The organism is Acidimicrobiales bacterium (genome assembly GCA_035316325.1).
GTDB lineage: Bacteria > Actinomycetota > Acidimicrobiia > Acidimicrobiales > VFJN01 > DASXTK01.
In genome coordinates this window covers 1-20259 of record DATHJB010000022.1, presented here as the reverse complement: position 1 = coordinate 20259, position 20259 = coordinate 1, and the positions used below count along the sequence as shown (strand labels likewise).

Genomic DNA, 20259 nt, shown 5'->3' with positions numbered 1-20259 from the left:
ATGATCGATACCGCGGTGCTGGTCGTGGGCGCCGGTCCGGTGGGCATGGCCATGGCGCTCGTGCTGGACCGGTTCGGCATCCCCCACGTCGTCGTCGAGCGGAGCCTGGGCACGACCGATCACCCGAAGGCGCACGGCTGCATGGTGCGGACCATGGAGCACTTCCGTGTCTGGGGTCTCGAGGACGCCGTGCGCGCCGGGGGCCTCTCACCTCAGGCGACCGGGGTGTGGTTCTGCGAGAGCGTCACCGGGCACGTGTTCGGCGTGCCACGGGCACGGGTGTCGGCGCAGTCTCCGACGTCGGTGTGCGCGGTGACGCAGGACGTGGTCGAGGACGTGCTCGACGGCTCGCTGCGCAAGAACGGCCACACGACCCTGCGGCGGGGGTGCGAGCTGGTCGACCTGACGCAGGACGACCTGGGCGTGACCGCCACCGTGCGGGATCTGGCGACGGGGGAGGACGTCGGGATCCGGGCCGACTACCTGATCGCCTGCGACGGGGCCGGCAGCCGCATCCGCCGGAAGCTCGGCATCGAGCTGGAGGGGCACGAGGCCATGGCCCGCGTCGCCAACTACTACTACCGGGCCGAGGTCGGCCACCTGCCCCAGGTGCACGAGGCCTTCGCCTTCAGTGTCTGGCCCACCGACCCCGACGTCCGGCCCGGGTGGGTCACGTTCGCGGGGAACGCGGGGGATCGCTGGATCTTCACCCAGCCGGTCTCCGACATGGACCACCCCGACGAGGAGGTGCCGGTCCTCAGTGAGGACGAGCTGCTCCCGACGCTGCGGGCGCACTGGGGCATCCCGGATCTCGACATCGAGCTCCTCAACGTCAAGCTGTGGCGCATCAGCGCGCAGCTCCCGACCGCGCTCCGGTCCGGTCGCGTGATCCTGGCAGGCGACGCGGCCCACCTGATCCCACCGTCCGGGGGGCTGGGCATGAACTCGGGCTTCCAGGACGTCCACAACCTGGGCTGGAAGCTGGCGCTCGTCGTCGGGGGCGTCGCCCCCGACGCGCTGCTCGACACGTACGAAGCGGAGCGGCGCCCGGTGGTGGCCGGGATCATCGAGTGGTCGAAGGCGAACGGGCACCGCATGTGGAAGATGCCGGAGGTCATCCGGCGGCGACACGAGGACCCTGAGGCCTGGCGCGAGCTGCTGCTCGACTTCGAGAACCACATGGACAGCGTCGGCCAGCAGCTCGGCTACGTCTACGAGCGCGGTGCGCTCGTCGACGACGGCACGGCAGTTCCGGCCATGGACCCGCAGAACTACTGGCCCACCGACCGGCCGGGCGCCAGGTTCCCCCACATGTGGGTCGACCGGTCGCTGAGCGAGTCGACGATCGACTGGTTCGACGCCGAGTTCGTGCTCGTCTGCGGGCCCGACGCCCACGAATGGCGGGCCGCGGGGGAGCGCGTGGCCGGCGAGTCCCCGGTCCCGCTGCGGGTGCGCACGCTCCCGACCGTCGCCGGCCCGATCGCCTTCGGCGCCACGGGCGCCGTCCTGGTGCGGCCGGACGGCCACGTCGCCTGGCGCCCGTCCGAGATGCCCGACGACCCGACCGCAGCGCTCGCCGAGGCACTGGCGCACATCGTTGCTGGCGGAACCGAGGCTCCGGATGCGGACTGAACAGCACCTTGACAGCGGGTGCAGTTGTAAATAATTCTTCCGGAAAGGGTTGGGGGGACGAGGAGCACGATGCACAAGGGGGATCGGCCGATGCTGGCCCAGGCGTCTACAGGGGCGGGTCGAGGACACGATCCGTCGTGCTGAGGTACATCGCCGGCAAGCTCGCGCGGACGGTCGTGGTGCTGCTGCTCGTGAGCTTCTTCACGGTGGTGCTCCTCGACCTGGCCCCCGGCGATCCGGCGTACGCCATCCTGGGAGCGGACGCCCGGCCGGACGCGGTCGAGGCCGTCCATGCCGATCTCGGCCTGGACCGCCCGATCTACGAGCGCTACGCGGACTGGCTGGGCGACGTCGTCCGGGGCGACTTCGGGACGTCCTACCGGGCCAACGTCTCGGAGGCCGCCCGGGTGAGCGTCACCGACGAGATCACCAGCGCGCTTCCGATCACCGCGGAGCTCGTCGTCCTCTCGTTCCTCCTCGCCCTGCTGGCGGCGGTGCCCATCGGCGTCTACGCGGCCTACCGGAAGGGTGGCGCGTTCGACCGTGCCGCCTCGGCGGTGTTCTCGGTGCTCATGTCGACCCCCGTCTACGTGACGGCCCCGCTGCTGGTGTTCGTGCTCGTCCTGCAGGCGGGGCTGTTGCCGGCGACGGGTTGGGTGTCGCTGTCCGACGACCCCCTGGAGAACCTGCGCCACGTGATCCTCCCCGCCTCGGCCCTGGCCCTCGAGATGGTCCCGGGCTTCGCCATCGTGCTCCGGGCGGACATGATCGGCACGCTCAACGAGGACTTCATCCTCCAGGCCCGCGCCAAGGGCCTGTCGCCGGCGACCGTGCTGGTGCGTCACGCCCTGCGGCCGTCGTCGTTCTCCCTGCTGACGATGGCGGGCATCACGCTCGGCAAGCTGATCGGCGGCGCGGTGATCGTCGAGACGCTGTTCGCCTTCCCCGGGCTCGGCAGCCTCTTGCTCGAGTCGATCCAGGCGCGGGACGTCAACACGGTCCAGGGCGTCGTGATGTTCGTGGCCCTCGCCTACGTCCTCATCAACGGCGCCGTCGACCTGGCCTACACCTACCTCGATCCCCGGGTGCGCCTGAGGGCCACGGCATGAGCCGCGTCCTGCCGCCCGAGGTGCCGTCGTCGGAGATCGAGGACCCGTCCGACCCCGTTGGTCCCGACGAGGGCAGGTCGCCGATCGAGGAAGGGGGCCTGGGGCTCCTCACCACCGGGACCACGGGGGCAGGCAGGCGTCGCCGCCGCCGGGTCGCCGTCTGGCTCGCCGTCGGCTGGCTGGCCCTCGTGATCGGGACGGCGCTCCTGGCCGACCTGCTGCCCCTCGAGCCCTACGACCGCATCGTCAGGTCGTTGCCGCCGCGGTCGCCGATCGGCCTGCGTCTGGACGAGCCCCTCGGGACGGACGGGTTCGGCCGCAGCATGGCGTCGCGGCTCGTCTACGGCGCCCGCCAGTCGCTGCTGATCGCGGTGGTGGCGGCCTCTCTTGCCGGGGCGATCGGCACCGTCATCGGCGTCGTCACGGGCTACATGCGGGGCAAGGTCGACGAGACCGTGGGCGTGCTGCTCGACGCGCTGCTGGCCTTTCCGGCCCTGGTGCTGCTGATGGCCATCGCCTCGATCGGGCGCCGGGACGTCACCACCGTCATCGTCGCCCTCTCGGTCCTCGGGGTGCCGGGCTTCGCCCGCGTGGCCAGGGCAAGGACTCTGGCGCTCGCGGAGCGCGAGTTCGTCATGACCGCACGCTCGATGGGGGCGACGACGTGGCGGATCATGTTCCGCGAGATCCTCCCCAACCTCATGCCGGTCCTGCTCTCGGTGATGCTGCTGGTGCTGGCGGCCTTCATCGTCGCCGAGGGAACGCTCAGCTTCGTGGGGCTCGGCGTCCCGCCGCCGCAGCCGAGCTGGGGCGGGATGATCAACGAGGGTCGCCAGTCGCTGCGGGTGGCTCCTCAACTCATCTTCACCCCCGCGGTCTGCCTGGTCCTGACCGTGATGTCGTTCCGGGTCGTCGGCGAGTGGCTCGGCGACCGGCTCGACGCAGGCGAGGGCGGGCGATGAGCGGCGGCAACGGCAGCACCGATCCCGCGGCCGCGCTCCTCGACGTCCGCGGCCTGAGCGTGCGGTTCCCGACCCCACGAGGCCTCGTGCACGCGGTCGACGACGTCTCGTTCACGCTGGAGACCGGGGAGACGCTCGGCATCGTCGGCGAGTCCGGTTCCGGGAAGTCGGTCCTGGCCCGCTCGATCATGCGCCTGACGCCTTCCACCGCCATGACCTCCGGGTCGGTCACGTTCCTCGGCCGCGACCTCGGGGCTCTCGCGCCACGGGCGGCCCGGTCGGTGTGGGGCCGCGACGTGGCGATGGTGTTCCAGAACCCGATGACGTCGCTGAACCCGGTGATGACGATCGGTCGCCAGCTGGCGGAGCCCCTGCGGCTGCACCTCCGGTCGAGCAAGCGTGAGGCCCGCTCGCGGTCGGTCGAGCTGTTGCGCTCGGTGGGCGTGCCCGAGCCGGAGCGGCGGCTCGACGCCTACCCGCAGGAGCTGTCCGGCGGCATGCGCCAGCGCGTCTCGATCGCCATGGCCATCGCCTGCTCGCCGCAGCTGCTGCTGGCGGACGAACCGACGACCGCCCTCGACGTCACGATCCAGCGCCAGATCCTCGACCTGCTGAGCGACCTGCAGCGCGAGACGCACATGGCGATGGTGCTGATCACGCACGACCTCGGCGTGGTCGCCGGGCGGGCCCGCCGCGTGATGGTCATGTACGGCGGGCGGGTGGTGGAGACGGGCCCGACCGAGTCGATCTTCGAGGACCAGCGCCACCCCTACACCGCATGCCTGCTCGCGGCCGTGCCCCGCATCGAGGCGCCGAGCCACACCCGGCTCGCCGTCATCCCGGGCCGGCCGGTCGACGTCGTCGACCCGTCGCCGGGATGTCGGTTCGCGTCCCGGTGCCCCCGGGCCCAGCCGCAGTGCCGGCACGAGGACCCCCCGCTCCGCCCGGTGCCCGAGCGGCCCGAGCACAGCTACGCCTGCTTCTTCCCCGTCGGGTCGGCCGAGGATCGCCTCGCCCTGGAGCGCCATGCCGTAGGAGACCAGGCCCGTGGCGGGTAGCGGGAACTCGCACCTGCGCGACGGCGACGACGTGCTGCTGCGCGTCGACGACCTGGTGGTCGAGTACACCACTCGTGGACCGGCGCGCGGCCCCAAGGTCCAGGCCGTGTCGGGCCTGGCCCTGGACGTCCGCCGGGGAGAGACCCTCGGCCTCGTCGGCGAGTCCGGGTGCGGGAAGTCGACGGCCGGGCGGGCCGTGATGATGCTCACCCGGCCCACCTCGGGCAGCGTGGTCTTCGACGGTCTGGACCTGACGGCGCTGGGTGGCCGCGACCTGCGCCGGGTGCGCCACCGCCTCCACATGATCTTCCAGGATCCGGCCTCGTCGCTCAACGAGCGACGCAAGGTGCGAGACATCGTCGGCGAAGGGTTGGCCATCAGCCGGGCTCCCCGCCCGTGGCAGCCGCGCGTCGACGAGGCGCTGTCGGCGGTGGGCCTCGACCCCGACGTCGTCGGGAGCCGCCGACCCCGCGAGCTGTCCGGTGGCCAGTGCCAGCGTGTCGCCATCGCCCGGGCCCTGGTGCTCGGTCCCGACCTCGTGATCTGCGACGAGCCCGTCTCCGCGCTCGACGTGTCGGTGCAGGCCCAGATCATCAACCTGCTCGAGGACATGAAGGCTCGCTACGGGTTGACCCTGGTCTTCATCTCCCACGACCTGGCCGTCGTCAAGAACGTCAGCGACCGGGTGGCGGTGATGTACCTGGGCAAGCTGTGCGAGATCGCGCCGGCCGACCGGCTCTACGACGCGCCGGAGCATCCGTACACGCAGGCGTTGCTGAGCGCGATCCCGCACCCGGACCCGTCGGCCGCGGTTGAGCCGCTGCGGATCTCGGGGGACGTGCCTTCGCCCATCGACCCGCCGAGCGGGTGCCGGTTCCGCACCCGCTGCCCCCGGGCGAGCGACCGCTGTGCCGAGGAGGAGCCGGCGATCCGCGAGGCCGCTCCGGGCCATTTCGTGGCGTGTCACTTCCCAGGCCTTGCCCCCGACAGGAAATGGAATTAATGTTCCGGACAGGTTCCCGAACGTTCGGCAACCTGTCCGACAGCGAATGAGAGGGGGAAGCATGCGCACTCGCTTCGCAGGAGCGCGCCTGGTCTGGCCGCTGGTGGCCTGCCTGGCAGGGAGTCTCGTCGCGTGCGGCGGGGACGACGGTGGAGCCGAAGGTGGTGGGGGCGGGTCGCCCACCGAGACCCCGGGAGATCCCGTCTCGGGCGGGGACCTCACCTTCCTCTACTCGGGGGCCGGCTTCAACGCGTTCGAGCCGGCGGACGTCTCGAACGAGGCGGACAGCGCCGCCGCGTACCTCGGTGCGGTCTTCGGGATGCTCGTCTACGAGGACTACGAGACCGGCGAGGTCGTCCCGTCGATGGCCGAGTCGTTGACCGCGTCCGACTCGGCGCACTGGGTGTTGGGCCTGCGGGAGGACGTGACCTTCAGCGACGGCACGCCGTTCGATGCCGAGGCCGTGAAGTTCAACTGGGAGCGGGCCGCGGGGTTGGCCCAGAGCCCGGTGGCACCGGTCGCCGCCCAGATCGCCTCCCTCACTGTGGCCGACCCGCTGACGCTCGAGATCGAGCTCGCGGCGCCCGACAGCACCTTCGACCGCACGGTCGCTCGGAACCTGGCGTTCGTCGGCTCGCCGACGGCTCTCCAGGCCGACGAGGCATCGTTCCTCCAATCGGATCCGGTGGGGGCCGGGCCGTTCGTCGTCACGTCGATCGGCGCGGACGGCACGGCGGAGTTCGACCGCAACCCCGAGTACTGGGATCAGCCGAAGCCCTACCTCGACCACCTGACCATCCGGTTCGTGTCCGACGACGAGCAGCGCCTGAACACGTTCCTGTCGGGCGATGCCCAGCTCATGGGTGTCGGCATCACCCAGGACGTCTCCTCGATCACCGAGGGCACGGTCGTCGAGCAGGGTGCGCCCGGCGGCGGATCGACGCTCATCTTCAACACCGCGAAAGCCCCCTTCGACAGCGAGACCGCCCGGTTGGCGGTCCAGCACGCCATCAACCGCGACGAGGTCAACGAGATCCGCTACAGCGGCCGGGGCCGGGTCGAGTCGAGCATCTTCACCGACGACAGCCCGTTCCACGACGCCGAGGCGGAGTTCCCCGGCTTCGACCCGGGCGAGGCCCAGAGCCTGTTCGACGAGTACGCCGACGAGACGGGGGAGCCGATGTCGATCCAGTTCACCGCCCCCCAGGCGGCGCGGGCGACGGCCGAGCTCTTCCAGGCCCAACTGCAGGAGTTCGACAACGTCGAGGTCGAGCTGAACGTCGTCGACGGGGCGCAGTACTTCCCCGGTCTGCTCTCCGGGGCGTTCGACGTCGCCGTCTTCTCCTGGGCTGCCGCCAACCCGTTGTCGGACTTCCGGACCTTCTACGAGACCGGCGGCCCCCTCAACCTCGGTGGTTACTCCAACCCCGAGGTGGACCGCCTGCTCGCCGAGGCCGCTGCGACGACCGACGAGGCCGAGCAGGCGGATCTCCTCAAGGACGTCCAGGAGATCGTCGTCAACGACGACGCCGTCGCCTACTTCCTCGTCCAGACCCCGAGCCGAGCCCTCGTCGCCGACGACGTCGTCGGCCTCGACAGTGCGGTCGACGGGATCTGGCTGTGGGACCGGGTGTCGCTGCGATGAGCGCCCGACTCGACTGGATGATCTCGGTCGACGACCACGTGCTGGAGCCCCCGCACGTGTGGGAGAGCCGGCTTCCCGCCAAGTACCGGGACGTCGGGCCGACGATCCGGCGGGACGATGCCGGGGAGGCCTGGTTCTTCGAGGGCAAGCGCATGCCGACGATCGGGCTGGCCGCCGCGGCAGGGAAGAAGAGGGAGGAGTTCAGCCCTCTTCCCATGACCTACGACGAGATGCGCCCCGGCTGCTACGACCCCCGGGCGCGCCTCGAGGACATGGACCGCGACCGGGTGCTGGCATCCCTCTGCTTCCCGTCGTTCCCACGCTTCTGCGGCCAGACCTTCTACGAGGCCCAGGATCGGGAGCTCGGTCTGCTCTGCGTGCAGGCCTACAACGACTGGATGCTCGAGGAATGGGCCGGCAGCGCCCCCGGGCGCTTCATCCCGATGATCATCATCCCCCTCTGGGACCCGATGCTGGCTCGGGAGGAGATCGAGCGGACAGCTGGGCTGGGCGCGAAGGCGGTGGCGTTCAGCGAGAACCCCGTTCCCCTCGGCCTCCCGTCCATCCACGACCGGGACCGCTACTGGGAGCCGGTGTTCGCCGCCGCGGCCGAGACCGGCATGGCGCTGTGCACCCACCTCGGCTCGTCCTCGAAGCTGCCCAGGACGGCACCGGACATGCCCATGATCGCGACCATCGCGCTGCAGCCGATCAACATCGCGTCGACCTGCATCGACTGGCTGTTCAGCGGGGTCCTGCCCCGCCACCCGGGCCTCAAGGTGTGCCTGTCCGAGGGTGGCATCGGGTGGATCCCCTACGTGCTCGAGCGCTGCGACTACGTGGTCGAGCGACAGGGCTACTGGGCGAGCAAGGGCGACTTCGAGGGCGACCTGTCGAGTGGCGAGGCGAAGCTCGTCGAGGGGACCGGTGCCGAGCTCGGCGCCCTGCCCTCGCAGCTGTTCCGCGACCACCTCTACGGCTGCTTCATCGACGACGCCCACGGCGCACAGTCGATCGAGGCGATCGGCGTCGACAACGTCATGATCGAGACCGACTACCCGCACACCGACTCGACCTGGCCGAACTCGATGGCGATAGCCCACGAGCGCCTCGGGTACCTCCCCGAGGACGTGCAGTTCAAGGTGCTCCGGGGCAACGCGGAGCGGGTCTTCGACTTCACGCCGGCCGACCTGCCCGATCTCGCCGGGCCCTGAACCGGGAGCTGCCGAGCGATGGACGTGTGGGTGTCGCTGCCGCAGGCCGCGCCACGTGACCTGGTGGCCCTGGCGAGCGAGCTCGACCACACCGGCGTCACGGGAGTGGCCGTCTCGGACCACATGTGCGTCCCCGACGACGTGGCGTCGGGCTACCCGTACGCGGGCGGTCGGCCACCCCAGTTCCCCGCGGACGCCGAGTTCCCCGATCCGGTCACGCTGATCGCGGTCATGGCCGGGGTCACGAGCCGGCTCCGGTTCATGACCCATGTCCTGCTCGCTCCGCTGTGGCACCCGATCGCGCTCGCCCGCCAGGTCGCGACCGCGGCGGCCTTCGCGGATGGCCGGTTCGACCTGGGCGTCGGGGTCGGCTGGATGCGGGAGGAGTACGACGCCCTCGAGGTCGACTTCGAGCGGCGGGGGAGTCGCCTCGACGAGGAGATCCCCCTGCTCCGCCGCCTCTGGCAGGAGAGCGTCGTCGAGCACCCCGGCAAGCACCACGCGTTCCGCGGCGTGTCCGTCCGGCCCCTCCCTCCGTCGCCCGTCCCCGTTCTCGTCGGCGGTCACAGCCGAGCCGCGATCCGGCGCGCCGCCCGGCTAGGCGACGGCTGGGTGGGCGTCAACCCCGAGCTCGACGAGCTGCAGGCGTTGCTCGCGCTGGTGCAGGAGGAGCGGGCGCAGGCCGGCACCGGTGACAGCTCGTTCCTCGTGCGCAGTGGTGTGAAAGGCGCCCTCACCGACGAGCGTCTCGCCGCCCTCGCCCGCATGGGGATCGACGGGCTCGTCGTCCTCCCCTGGCAGCTCTCCGGGCCACGACCGGCCGGCGACGCTCCCCCTGCGTCGCCGGCCGCCGTGGCCGAGGCGGCAGCCGAGATCGCCCGCCGGGTCGAGTCGGTCACGGCCGCCCGCCGCCACCCAGAGTCAGGATCACCGTGATGCGCAGGACGCTGTACGACGAAGCCCACGAGCTGTTCCGGAAGACCGTGAGGACCTTGATCGAACGCGAGGTCGCCCCCCACTTCGGAGACTGGGAGCGGGCCGGCATCGTCGACCGGGCGCTCTACCGGCATGCCGGGGCCGCCGGCCTGTTGGGCCTCACGATTCCCGAGGAGTTCGGCGGCGGCGGCTCGGCCGACTTCCGGTTCGAAGCCGTCATCCAGGAGGAGTTCGGCGCCAGCGGGATGCTCAACGCCGGCCAGGGCATCCTCAACCACAACGTCGCGGTCGCCTACCTCCGGTCGGTGGCCGACGAGCAGCAGCGGGCCCGGTGGTTCCCCGGGCTCGCCTCCGGAGAGCTCCTGGCCACCGTGGCCATGACCGAGCCCGGCACCGGCTCCGACCTCAACGCCATCGCCACCCGCGCGATCCGCGACGCCGACACCTACGTCCTGAGCGGCGCGAAGACCTTCATCTCCAGCGCCCACAGCAGCGACCTCGTCGTCGTCGCCTGCAAGACGGGCGACTCCGGCGACCGTGGCCGCGCGCTGAGCCTGCTCGTCGTGGAGTCGGGCACGCCCGGGTTCAGGCGGGGTCGCAACCTCGACAAGGTCGGCCAGCACGCGGCGGACACCGGCGAGCTGTTCTTCGACGACGTCGCCGTCCCCGCCGCCAACCTGCTGGGCGAGGAGAACCAGGGATTCCGGTACCTCGTCGAGAACCTGCCCTCCGAGCGGCTCGGGATCGCCGTGGTCGCGCTGGCACACGCGGAGGCCGCCTTCGGCTGGACGCTGGAGTACTGCAAGGAGCGCCACGCCTTCGGGTCGCCGATCGGCTCGTTCCAGAACAGCCGGTTCGCGCTCGCCACCATGCGCACGGAGCTGGACGTGGGGAGCGCCTTCGTCGACCGCCAGATCGAGGCGCTGAACCGCGGCGAGCTCTCCGCGGAGGAGGCGGCCGAGGCGAAGTGGTGGTGCACCGATCTCAACCGGCGGGTGCTCGACACCTGCCTGCAGCTCCACGGGGGCTACGGCTACATGGAGGAGTACCCCATCGCCCGGGCCTGGCGCGACGGGCGGGTCATGTCGATCTACGGAGGGACGAACGAGATCATGAAGGAGCTCATCGGCCGCCGGATGCTCGGGGTCTGACCCGTGGACGACCTGTCCCGACGTGTCGCCCTGGTCACCGGGGCCGGCCAGGGCGTCGGAGCCGCCATCGCCCGGGCCCTCGCGGCCCGCGGTGCCGCCGTGGCGGTCAACGACCTCGCCGCCGACCGGGCCGACGGCGTGACCGAATCGATCCGCGAGGCCGGGGGACAGGCCGTGACGGTGGCCGCGGACATCACCGAGCCGGACGAGGTCGAGGACATGGTCCGCAGCGTCGCGGCGCGGGTGGGTCCGGTGGACGTCCTCGTCAACAACGCGGGCCTGCCGCCGTCGGGCATCCGGGCGACGCCCTTCGTCGAGACGACCCGGCCCGACTGGGACAGGTTCATCTCCCTCAACCTCTACGGCGTCCTGCACTGCTCCCGGCTCGTCCTCGAGCACATGGTCGACCAACGGTGGGGGCGCGTCATCTCGATCGTGTCGGATGCCGGGCGCGTCGGCGAGCCGGGCATGGCCGCCTACTCGGCGGCCAAGGCAGGAGCGATGGGCTTCTCCCGGGCGCTGGCCAAGGAGGTCGGCCCGCACGGGGTGACGTGCAACTGCGTGTCGCTCGGCTCCATCGCCCCAGCCGGGCAGGAGCCGGATGCCGCGGCTCGTCGGGCGATCGCCCGCTATCCGATGCGGCGCCTGGGAACCCCGGAGGACGTCGCCGGAGCCGTGCTGTGGCTGGCCTCCCCCGCGGGCGACTGGGTGACGGGCCAGACGGTCGCCGTGAACGGTGGCTATGTCCCCTCGTGACGGACAGGGGCCCGAGGCAACGATGGCAGCGACGCGAGGAGACACGGACGTGACGGGAACCGACTGGGGCGTGAGCGATGCGACCGACAGCGCTCTGCGGCTCCTGCATGACGCCACCGAGAAGGTGCCCGACCAGGCCTTCCTCGACTTCGACGGCACGTCGTTCACCTATGCCGAGGTCTGGAGCCGGGCCGCCGCCATCGCTCAGGGCCTGCGGAGCACCGGCGTGGCGAAGGGCGACACGGTCGTCTCGATGCTGGACAACAACAGCGACAGCGTCGCCGCCTGGTTCGGGGCCAACATGATCGGCGCCATCTGGGTCGGCATCAACACCGCCCTGCGCGGCGAGTTCCTCCGACACGTCCTCGCCGACTCCGGAGCTCGCGTCGCGCTCTGCGAGGCCGACTTCGTCGATCGCTTCGTCGCCGTCGAGGGCGGCGTCGGCACGCTGGAGCGGCTCGTGGTCCGCGGGGATGAAGTTCCCCGCAACCGGGCCGGCGGGTGTGCGGTCGAGTCGCTCGCCGAGCTCTGCAGCGGGGGAGGGACAGCCGGCCCGATCGAGCCGACGGCGTCGGACGTGTCGCTGCTCGTGTACACGAGCGGGACGACCGGGCCCTCCAAGGGCTGCGTCATCTCCCACGGTTACGTCGTCAACCTGGCCCGCCGGTTCCTCGAGCAGACCGACCGCTGCGGCGACGACCTCAACTGGAGCCCGCTGCCGATGTACCACTTCAACCTGATCGGCAACACCATCGCGGGCACGCTGATGGTGCAGGGGACGGCCGCGATCGCGCCCCGCTTCTCGGTGTCGCGGTTCTGGCCGGAGATCGAACGCACCGGAGCACGGGTGGTGAACCTGCTCGGGTCGATGGGAGCGCTGATCGCGGCGATGCCGGACACGCCGGAGATGGCGCGGTGCCACGGACAGATCCGCGTCGTCCACGGCGCACCGTTCCCGGCCGAGCTGCAGCAGACGTGGCGTGAGCGGTTCGGCGTCCGGCGCGTCGGGGGCGGCACCTACGGCCTCACCGAGGCGGTCCCCCTCACGACACTGCGCCACGGAGAGCCCGAGGCGCCCGGCACCTCGGGGCGGCGCAACGACCGTGACTTCGACGTGCGCATCTTCGACGCCGACGATCGCGAGCTCCCTCCCCGCGAGGTCGGCGAGATCGTCGCCCGCCCCCGGCGCCCGAACGTGATGTTCGACGGCTACTGGAAGCAGCCCGAGTCCACCGTCGCCGCCACCCGCGACCTGTGGCTCCGCACCGGCGACCTCGGGATGTTCGACGACGACGGCTTCCTGCACTTCGTCGACCGGAAGAAGGACTACCTGCGACGACGGGGCGAGAACATCTCCAGCCAGGAGCTCGAGGCGACCTACATCGGCCACCCGGCGATCGCCGACGTGGCCGTGCACGCCGTCACCTCCGAGCTCGGCGAGGACGACGTGAAGGTCACCGCCGTCCTCGCCGACGGATCGGCACTCGCGCCCGAGGAGCTGTTCGAGTGGTCGAAGGAGCGTGTCCCCTACTTCGCCCTCCCTCGCTACATCGAGTTCCGGGAGGCACTGCCGACCAGCGCCGTCGGCAAGGTCCTCAAGCACCGGCTCCGCGACGAGGGCTGCACGCCCTCGACCTGGGACCGCGAGCGCGCCGACGTCACCTGGGAGCGACGGTGAACGCCCGCCCGGTCGTGCAGGTCGGCTTCGTCGGCCTCGGCGACCAAGGTGCCCCGATGGCTCGTGCCATCGCCGAGGCCGGGTGGTCCCTGCACGTGTGGGCGCGACGCCCGCGGTCACTGGATGCGGTCGCCGGCTTGGCGCACACGGTCGCCGACGACCTCGTCGGCCTGGGACGGGCGTGCGACCTGGTCGGCCTGTGCCTCGGCGACGACCGGGACGTCGAGCAGGTCCTCGTGACGGGCGGCCTGCTCGAGTCGATGGCCCCGGGCGGCATCGTGGCCAACCACGGCACCGGCTCACCCGAGGCGAGCGAGGCCCTCGCGGCGCGAGCCCGCCGCCACGGTGTGTTCGTCCTCGACGCGCCCGTCAGCGGTGGAGGCGCCGGCGCCCGCGACCACAGCCTGACGGTGATGGCCGGCGGCGATCGGGACGCCTACGAGCGGGCGCGACCGGTCTTCGAGAGCTTCGGCGCCGCGATCGCCTACCTCGGCGCCGCCGGTTCCGGCCAGGTGGCCAAGCTCGTCAACAACGCGCTCTACGCCGCCAACCTCAAGAACGCCGGCGACATGCTGGCGCTCGCCGACGCCTTCGGCCTGGAGGTGCCGCTGATGGTCGATCTCGTCCTGGCGAGCAGCGGGTCGAGCTTCGCCCTCGACGCGCTCGCGCGACGCATCCCCCTGGACCTTGCCGAACACGCACAGGCGCTGGTGCGGAAGGACGTCGGCCATCTGTCCGAAGTCGCCCGCCGCCGCGGGATCGCGGTCGCGGACCTGGAGGAGACGGCACGGCGGGGCGTCCACAGCGTCGTGCCGGCGGTGCGACGGCTGACACAGCCGTGAGCGACGTCGCTGGAGATCCGACGGCACCGACCGCCGAACGCGTCGCCCACCTCCTGGGTCGGATGACCCTGTCCGAGAAGATCGAGCAGATGCGCTGCCTGTGGGGCCCGACGGTGCCGCCCGAGCCGGCGCCCGGGGCGGCGCCGCCGGGGGCGATCACCCACTTCGTCCGGGCCGGCCGGTTCACCCCGCAGGAGGCCGTGCGTCACGTGAACGCCCACCAGCGCGCCTACGTCGAGGCGAGCCGGCTCGGCATCCCGGCGCTGTTCTCCGAGGAGGTGATGTGCGGCCTTCAGGTCGACGGGGCGACGATCCTTCCCGACGGGCTCGGGCAGGCCTCGACCTGGGACCCCGACCTCGTCGAGGAGCTCGGGGGACTCGTGCGCCGCCAGATGACGTCCCTCGGCCTGCGTCAGGCGCTCGGGCCGGTCCTCGACGTCGCCCGAGATCCGCGCTGGGGGCGGATCGAGGAGACCTACGGCGAGGATCCGTACCTGGTCGGCTCGCTCGCCACCGCGTACGTCCGCGGGGTGCAAGGGGCCCGGCAGGGTGGCGTCGCCGCGGTGGCCAAGCACTACGTCGCCCACGGGGCGAGCGAGGGCGGGCGACACATGCAGCCGGCACACCTCGGCACCCGGGAGCTCCACGAGGTCCACGGCCTGCCGTTCGAGATGGCGATCCGCGATGCCGACCTGCGGGGCGTGATGTCGACCTACCACCAGATCGACCAGGTACCGGTCCAGGCATCGCCGGAGCTGCTGACGACCGTCCTGCGCGAGGAGTACGGCTTCGAGGGCATCGTCCTGTCCGACCTCGGCGCCGTCACGCTGCTCCACACCCGGCACCTGGTGACCGGGGGCCCGATGGAGTCGGGCGTGCTCGCCCTGCGGTCGGGCCTCGACATGGACATGCCGGGATCCTGCTTCTCCGAGCTCGCCGCCGCCGTCGAGGAGGGGCTGGTCTCCGAGGACGTCGTCGACGGTGCCGTGGCCCGGGTCCTGCGCGGGAAGTTCGAGCTGGGCCTGTTCGAGCAGCCCTACGCCGACGAGGCGGCCGCACCCGTCGTGCTCGACACCGAGGCCGATCGGCGGGTGGTGCGGCGGGCCGCCACCCGCTCGATCGTCCTCCTCCAGAACGAGGGCGACGTCCTGCCGCTCGGCCCCCACCTGCGATCGGTGGCGGTCATCGGCCCCAACGCCGACCGGGCGCTCGCTCTGCTCGGCAACTACAGCTACCCGGTCGCTACCGCAGCGCTCCAGCTCGTCGCCGACGCCTTCGACCCCGCCACGTCCACGAGGCGGCAGGCCTCGGCCGACGAGCTGGTCGCCCCCGAGGTCCTCGTGTCGGTGCCGACCGTGCTCGATGCACTGCGGGAGCGCGTCGGCCACCTTCGCTTCGCCCGGGGCTGCGGGGTCGCCGACACCGACACCAGCGGCTTCTCCGAGGCGCTGGAGGCGGCGTACTCGTCGGACGTGGCCGTCGTGGTCGTGGGCGACCAGGCGGGGATCATGACCGGGGCCACGGTGGGCGAAGGCCTCGACAGCATGACCTGCGAGCTGCCGGGCGTACAGCGCCAGCTGGTGGAAGCCGTCGCGGCCACCGGGACGCCGGTCGTCGTCGTCCTGTGCAACGGGCGGCCGTTCGTCCTCGGCTGGATGACCCCGATCGTGGCCGCCATCGTCGAGGCCTGGTTCCCGGGTGAGGAAGGAGCCGCGGCCATCGCCGACGTCCTCTTCGGCGTCGCCAACCCGGGCGGCAAGCTGCCGGTGAGCTTTCCCCGGGCGGTCGGGTCACTGCCCCGCCCCTACAACGCTCCCTCGGGCACGTTCGTCCCCGACCAGCGGATCTACTACGAGGGGAGCCACGACCCGCTGTTCCCCTTCGGCCACGGCCTCAGCTACACGACCTTCGAGCTCTCGGACCTCGTCGTCGACCCGCCCCGCACGTCCACCGCCGGCCGGGTGAGCGTGAGCTGCCGCGTCGCGAACGTCGGGCCCGGCGAGGGTGACGAGGTGGTGCAGCTCTACCTGCGCGACGCGGTCGGCCGCACGGCCCGCCCGCCGCTCGAGCTGAAGGGCTTCCGGCGTCTCACACTCGCACCCGGCCAGACGACCCGGGTCGCCTTCGACGTCGCCGCCGACCGCCTCGCTCTCTACGACCCGCCGGCCGGCTGGGTCGTGGAGCCCGGCCGGATCGAGGTCATGGTCGGGACCTCCGCCCGTGACATCCGCTTGCGGGGCGAGTTCGAGCTCACTGGATCCGCGCGAGAGGGAAGGCGGGGTCGAGCGCTCGTCACCCCCACCGAGTCGCTTGCCCCCCGACCTGCCGGAACCTAGTATCGGACTATATATTCCGATTAGCGGGAGAGGGTGAACCAGGTGGCAGACAGCGAGGGCAACGTGCGCGGCGGGAGCGTGGCATCCCCCGACGGCACCCGCATCTCCTACCTCGCCATCGGCCGAGGGCCGCGGGTCCTGTACGTGCACGGTGGGCTGGGGACCGGCCTGTACTGGCGCGCCGGTGGCCTCGCTCCCGGGCAGAACGGCGTGACCCCGCACCTGGAGGACCGCTACGAGTCGGTCCTGATGGACCGGCGTGGACACGGTTCGAGCGATTGGGGCCACGGGCCCCATGCCATCGAGCGTGAGGCCGAGGACGTGCTGGCCGTCCTGGACGCGGTCGGTCCGGTCGCCACGGTGGTGGGCCACTCCTACGGTGCCACCGTCACGCTCGAGGCGGCCTTGCAGGCGAGACCAGAGACGATCGGCCGACTGGTGCTCTACGAGCCGGCGTCGGCCATCCTCGGGCCCGTGCTGCCGGGCGAAGGCTTCGCCACCCTGAGCGAGGCGGTGGCCTCGGGCGCCTACGACGACGCCCTCGAGGTCTTCCTGACCCAGCAGGGCGCCCCCGATCTCGCCGCGCTGCGGGCATCGCCCGTCTGGCCCGTGCTGTGCACGCTCGCCCCGACGCTGGTGCCGACCGTCGCCGCCGTCGATCGCGTGACGAGCATCGACCGCTACCGGGCCGTCTCTTTGCCGACGCTCCTCCTGCTCGGCAGCGAGAGCGCACCCGAGCAGGTCGCCGCCGTCCGGGCACTGGACGAGGCCCTGGACGACAGCTCCATCGTCGCCCTCGAGGGTCACGGGCACTACGCCATCAGCACCGGCCCGCAGCTCGTCGCCGACGCGATCGCTGCCTTCCTCGCGGCGACCTAGGGGAGCCCGGCGCCCGGGACGTCGACCTGGCAGGCCAGAAGGACGGACAGTCGGCTGGTGCGGGGATCGACCGAGCCCAGGGGAGGGGCGGCGCACATGAACAGCGTGCGGCGGTCCTCGCCCCCGAGCGCCACCGCGTAGACGGACAGGTCGCCCGTGTCGACGCGATCGACGACCACGCCGTCGTCGACGCGCAGCGGGCCGGATCCCGTGGCGTCGGCCACCCAGAGGGCACCCTCGGCGTCCAGCGCCAGGCCGTCAGGCAGGGGGAGCCGCCCGCTCTCGTGGTCGAACTGCATCCACACCTGCCGCCCGGACAGCTCACCGGCGGTGTCGACGTCGAAGGCGGAGATCCTGCCGGCGAACGTCTCGGACACCAGGAGCCGTCCGCCGTCGGGCGTGATGACGATCCCGTTGGGGAAGACCAGGTCGGTCGCCGCGACCGCGATGTCGCCGTCCGGGTCGACGCGCACCAGCGTCGTCGGTGCGTGGGTCCCGTCGGGGAGCGGTTCGCCGAAGTTCCCGACGTAGGCGCGGCCGCGGTGGTCGACCACCATGTCGTTCGCCGGCCCGGCGGCGTGCTCGCCCAGGTCCGCGACCGTGACCAGCCGGTCGTCGTCGAGCCGCAGCAGCCGGCGGTCGAGCATGGACACGATCAACAGGGCACCGTCGGGGGCGAACCCCAGCCCCGACGGCTGGTGGGCCACCGTGCAGATCGTGGTCACCTTGCCGTCGGGCCCGAGCGCCAGCACCCGGTGCGTGTAGAAGTCGGAGAGGAACAGGCGCCCGGCGTGCCAGCGCGGTCCCTCGAGGAACGAGTAGCCGTCGGCGACGACGCGGACCGTGCGTCCCATCACGCTGCCGGGTTGCGGATCTCGCCGACGCCCATCGTCCCGTTGAGCGCCAGCCCGCCGTCGACGAGGACCTCGTGGCCGGTGATGTAGCCGGCCTCGTCGGAGGCCAGGAACACGACGCTCGACGCCACCTCCTCGGGAGCGGCGATGCGTCCGAGCGGGATGCGGGCGCCGTAGTTGCTGCGCACCTCGGCGGTGAACGCGTCCCGGTTGAGCGGCGTCTCGGTGGCGCCGGGAGCCACGGCGTTCACGGTCACGCCCGTCGGGCCGAGCTCGACCGCCAGCGCCTTGGTCAGACCGTGGACCGCGGCCTTGGCGGTGACGTAGGCGGTCATGCCCGACACCGGCTGGATGTGGGTGACCGAGGAGATGTTGACGATCCGGCCCTTCCCGCGGGGGACCATGCGGGCGGCGGCGGCCCGGCACCCGTAGTAGTAGCCGTGCAGGTTGGTGGCGAGCAGCGCGTGCCACTCGCCCGGATCCATGTCGACGAACTCGCGCACCATCAGCCGGGCGGCGTTGTTGACCCAGATGTCGATCGCGCCCCACCGCTCCTCGACCGCCGAGGCGAAGGCGTCCACCTGCGAGTGGTCCGACACGTCGCCCTGGACGAACAGCGCCGCCCGTCCGGCGGCCGCGATGTCCCGCTCGGCCGCGGCGGCACCGTCGGGGTCGGTCAGGTAGAGGCTGGCGACGTCGGCCCCCGCCCCGGCGAGCGCAGTGGCGATCGCCCGGCCGATGCCGCTCGACGCCCCCGTGACCACCGCGTGCCTACCGGTCAGATCGAACATCGGTCCTCCTCTTCAGGGTTGGGCGCCGCCGGGCACCGGCCAGCCCAACCACTTCCGGATCGAGCCGGCGAAGAGCGCCTCCTTGTCCGCCGACGACAGCTCGTCGGTGTGGAGGAGGAAGTCGACCGCCTCGCGGTAGCTGTGGTGTCCACGGCAGCGGGTGAAGTCGCTGCCCCACATCAGGCGGCCGACGCCGAACCCTTCGAGGATCGTGTGCAGGTGTGGCCACAGGTCGGCGAAGGGGTAGGCCCGCTCCGAGAGCGCCGGCGCGCCCGTGAGCTTCAGCGCGACGTTCGGGAACTGCGCCAGCTGCAGTACCTCGGGGATGTCGTCGAAGATCTCGGGCCCCGACCGCCAGGGCGGGTGGAAGAGGCCCAGGTGATCTACGACCACGACCAGCTCCGGATGGGCCCGCACGACGTGGTGCAGCTCCCGCAGGCTGCCGTGCAGCAGCACGAACACAGGCAGGCGGTGGGCCTCGGCGGCGGCGAAGAACGGCTCGTAGGCGCCGTTGCGCAGCTGCTCGACGCGCGACGCGTCCTTCGGGTGGGCGATCACCAGACGGATGCCGACGATGCCCGGGGTGCCGCGCAGCTCGGCGACGAACTCGTCGACCGACGTCTGCAGGGGCAGCTGGGGACCGGCGTGCGGCAGTCCACCGAACCTGTCGGGGTGCCGGGCCAGGTAGGCCGACACGGTCGGCAGGAGGCTGTTGACCACCGCCGCTCGCACGCCGACGGCATCCATGGCGGCGATCGCCAGCTCGGCGCCGGCCGCAGCGGACTGGTCGTCGGTGAGGCACGGGCTCCACGGCGCCGCGGGGGTCGCCTCGTGGATCTGGGCGTCGATGATCTCCATCAGCGCACGCGGGGCTAGGCGGCGGGGAGGTTCAGCGCGCCGGCGAGGTCCGCGACGCCGTCGAAGTCCCACGGGTGGCCGAGGGCGAGATTGATCTGGTCCGCCCCCGCGTCGACGTACTCGTCGAGGCGATCGACGACCTGCTCGATGCTGCCGGCGAGCACGCTGGCACGCCGCTCCTCCGGTAGGGAGCCCGGCTCGGTGCCGAGCATCAGCATCAGGTTGACCGAGCAGCGCAGCTCCGCAGGGTCGCGTCCGACGTCCTGGCAGTGCTGGTGGAGCACGTCGCGCTTGTGGGCGAAGGCATCGGGGGAGACGAAGGCGGCGTTCCATCCGTCGGCATGGGCGGCGGCGATGCGGAGCCCCCGGCGCTCGCCGGTCGTCCCCACCCAGACCGGCAGGCGGTCCTGCACAGGCCTGGGCTGCTGGCTCGCTCCGGAGATCCGGAAGTGCTTGCCGGTGAAGTCGACGGCCTCGTCGTGGAGCAGGCCGGCGACGCACTGCACCGCCTCCTCGAGCACGTCCATGCGCTCGCCGAGCGGGGGGTGGGGGAAT

At 71.8% G+C, this 20259-nt stretch carries 18 protein-coding genes; 14 read left to right on the top strand and 4 right to left on the bottom strand.

Going from position 1 to position 20259, the window contains the following annotated elements; translation table 11 throughout:
- The 14 genes from VK611_02980 (at position 1) to VK611_02915 (ending at position 17201) form a co-directional block, all read left to right on the top strand.
- Positions 1–1632 carry an FAD-dependent monooxygenase gene (locus VK611_02980; GenBank protein ID HMG40258.1) on the top strand — a complete coding sequence of 544 codons (1632 nt, stop codon included), beginning with the start codon at positions 1–3 and terminating at the stop codon, positions 1630–1632.
- Positions 1633–1769: 137 nt separating this feature from the next.
- Positions 1770–2741 carry an ABC transporter permease gene (locus VK611_02975; GenBank protein ID HMG40257.1) on the top strand — a complete coding sequence of 324 codons (972 nt, stop codon included), beginning with the start codon at positions 1770–1772 and terminating at the stop codon, positions 2739–2741.
- On the top strand, positions 2738–3703 hold the full coding sequence (locus VK611_02970; GenBank protein ID HMG40256.1) for an ABC transporter permease: 966 nt from the start codon (positions 2738–2740) through the stop codon (positions 3701–3703). Before VK611_02975 ends, VK611_02970 begins: the two co-directional genes overlap by 4 nt.
- Entirely contained in the window at positions 3700–4761 is a 1062-nt protein-coding gene (locus VK611_02965; protein HMG40255.1) for an ABC transporter ATP-binding protein, read from the top strand. The genes VK611_02970 and VK611_02965 overlap by 4 nt, the downstream gene beginning before the upstream one ends.
- Complete coding sequence (locus VK611_02960) at positions 4751–5764, top strand: oligopeptide/dipeptide ABC transporter ATP-binding protein (protein HMG40254.1); 1014 nt, start codon at positions 4751–4753, stop codon at positions 5762–5764. The genes VK611_02965 and VK611_02960 overlap by 11 nt, the downstream gene beginning before the upstream one ends.
- Before the next feature lie 61 nt (positions 5765–5825).
- A complete protein-coding gene (locus tag VK611_02955; protein HMG40253.1) occupies positions 5826–7409 on the top strand; it encodes an ABC transporter substrate-binding protein in 1584 nt (527 codons plus the stop codon).
- On the top strand, positions 7406–8623 hold the full coding sequence (locus VK611_02950) for an amidohydrolase family protein (protein ID HMG40252.1): 1218 nt from the start codon (positions 7406–7408) through the stop codon (positions 8621–8623). The genes VK611_02955 and VK611_02950 overlap by 4 nt, the downstream gene beginning before the upstream one ends.
- Before the next feature lie 18 nt (positions 8624–8641).
- Entirely contained in the window at positions 8642–9559 is a 918-nt protein-coding gene (locus VK611_02945; GenBank protein HMG40251.1) for a TIGR03619 family F420-dependent LLM class oxidoreductase, read from the top strand.
- On the top strand, positions 9559–10710 hold the full coding sequence (locus tag VK611_02940) for an acyl-CoA dehydrogenase family protein (protein ID HMG40250.1): 1152 nt from the start codon (positions 9559–9561) through the stop codon (positions 10708–10710). The genes VK611_02945 and VK611_02940 overlap by 1 nt, the downstream gene beginning before the upstream one ends.
- A gap of 3 nt (positions 10711–10713) precedes the next feature.
- Positions 10714–11466 (top strand): 3-oxoacyl-ACP reductase FabG, encoded by a 753-nt coding sequence (fabG, locus tag VK611_02935; protein HMG40249.1) that lies wholly within the window; start codon positions 10714–10716, stop codon positions 11464–11466.
- Between the two features lie 49 nt (positions 11467–11515).
- Positions 11516–13144, top strand: a complete 1629-nt coding sequence (locus VK611_02930; GenBank protein HMG40248.1) for an AMP-binding protein — start codon at positions 11516–11518, stop codon at positions 13142–13144.
- Positions 13141–13986, top strand: coding sequence for an NAD(P)-dependent oxidoreductase (locus VK611_02925; GenBank protein ID HMG40247.1), 846 nt, complete (start codon positions 13141–13143; stop codon positions 13984–13986). Before VK611_02930 ends, VK611_02925 begins: the two co-directional genes overlap by 4 nt.
- On the top strand, positions 13983–16322 hold the full coding sequence (locus tag VK611_02920) for a glycoside hydrolase family 3 N-terminal domain-containing protein (protein ID HMG40246.1): 2340 nt from the start codon (positions 13983–13985) through the stop codon (positions 16320–16322). Before VK611_02925 ends, VK611_02920 begins: the two co-directional genes overlap by 4 nt.
- A gap of 42 nt (positions 16323–16364) precedes the next feature.
- Positions 16365–17201 (top strand): alpha/beta hydrolase, encoded by an 837-nt coding sequence (locus VK611_02915; protein HMG40245.1) that lies wholly within the window; start codon positions 16365–16367, stop codon positions 17199–17201.
- Here VK611_02915 and VK611_02910 read toward each other — a convergent pair.
- From VK611_02910 to VK611_02895, 4 genes are all read right to left on the bottom strand, one after another.
- Entirely contained in the window at positions 17198–18055 is an 858-nt protein-coding gene (locus VK611_02910; GenBank protein HMG40244.1) for an SMP-30/gluconolactonase/LRE family protein, read from the bottom strand. The two genes, VK611_02915 and VK611_02910, sit on opposite strands and share 4 nt — an antisense overlap.
- On the bottom strand, positions 18055–18846 hold the full coding sequence (locus VK611_02905) for an SDR family NAD(P)-dependent oxidoreductase (GenBank protein ID HMG40243.1): 792 nt from the start codon (positions 18844–18846) through the stop codon (positions 18055–18057). Before VK611_02905 ends, VK611_02910 begins: the two co-directional genes overlap by 1 nt.
- A 12-nt stretch (positions 18847–18858) precedes the next feature.
- On the bottom strand, positions 18859–19704 hold the full coding sequence (locus tag VK611_02900; GenBank protein ID HMG40242.1) for an amidohydrolase family protein: 846 nt from the start codon (positions 19702–19704) through the stop codon (positions 18859–18861).
- A 14-nt stretch (positions 19705–19718) separates the two neighbouring features.
- Positions 19719–20259: LLM class flavin-dependent oxidoreductase (locus tag VK611_02895; GenBank protein HMG40241.1), on the bottom strand; the 541-nt coding region annotated here is incomplete at its 5' end.

What these genes read in the sequence shown, in the direction of transcription:
- VK611_02940 (HMG40250.1), top strand. Translation starts at nt 9,559, where the DNA reads ATGCGCAGGACGCTGTACGACGAAGCCCACGAGCTGTTCCGGAAGACC.
- VK611_02970 (HMG40256.1), top strand. Translation starts at nt 2,738, where the DNA reads ATGAGCCGCGTCCTGCCGCCCGAGGTGCCGTCGTCGGAGATCGAGGAC.
- VK611_02905 (HMG40243.1), bottom strand. Translation starts at nt 18,846, where the DNA reads ATGTTCGATCTGACCGGTAGGCACGCGGTGGTCACGGGGGCGTCGAGC.
- VK611_02910 (HMG40244.1), bottom strand. Translation starts at nt 18,055, where the DNA reads ATGGGACGCACGGTCCGCGTCGTCGCCGACGGCTACTCGTTCCTCGAG.
- VK611_02965 (HMG40255.1), top strand. Translation starts at nt 3,700, where the DNA reads ATGAGCGGCGGCAACGGCAGCACCGATCCCGCGGCCGCGCTCCTCGAC.
- VK611_02955 (HMG40253.1), top strand. Translation starts at nt 5,826, where the DNA reads ATGCGCACTCGCTTCGCAGGAGCGCGCCTGGTCTGGCCGCTGGTGGCC.
- VK611_02980 (HMG40258.1), top strand. Translation starts at nt 1, where the DNA reads ATGATCGATACCGCGGTGCTGGTCGTGGGCGCCGGTCCGGTGGGCATG.
- VK611_02950 (HMG40252.1), top strand. Translation starts at nt 7,406, where the DNA reads ATGAGCGCCCGACTCGACTGGATGATCTCGGTCGACGACCACGTGCTG.
- VK611_02945 (HMG40251.1), top strand. Translation starts at nt 8,642, where the DNA reads ATGGACGTGTGGGTGTCGCTGCCGCAGGCCGCGCCACGTGACCTGGTG.
- VK611_02900 (HMG40242.1), bottom strand. Translation starts at nt 19,704, where the DNA reads ATGGAGATCATCGACGCCCAGATCCACGAGGCGACCCCCGCGGCGCCG.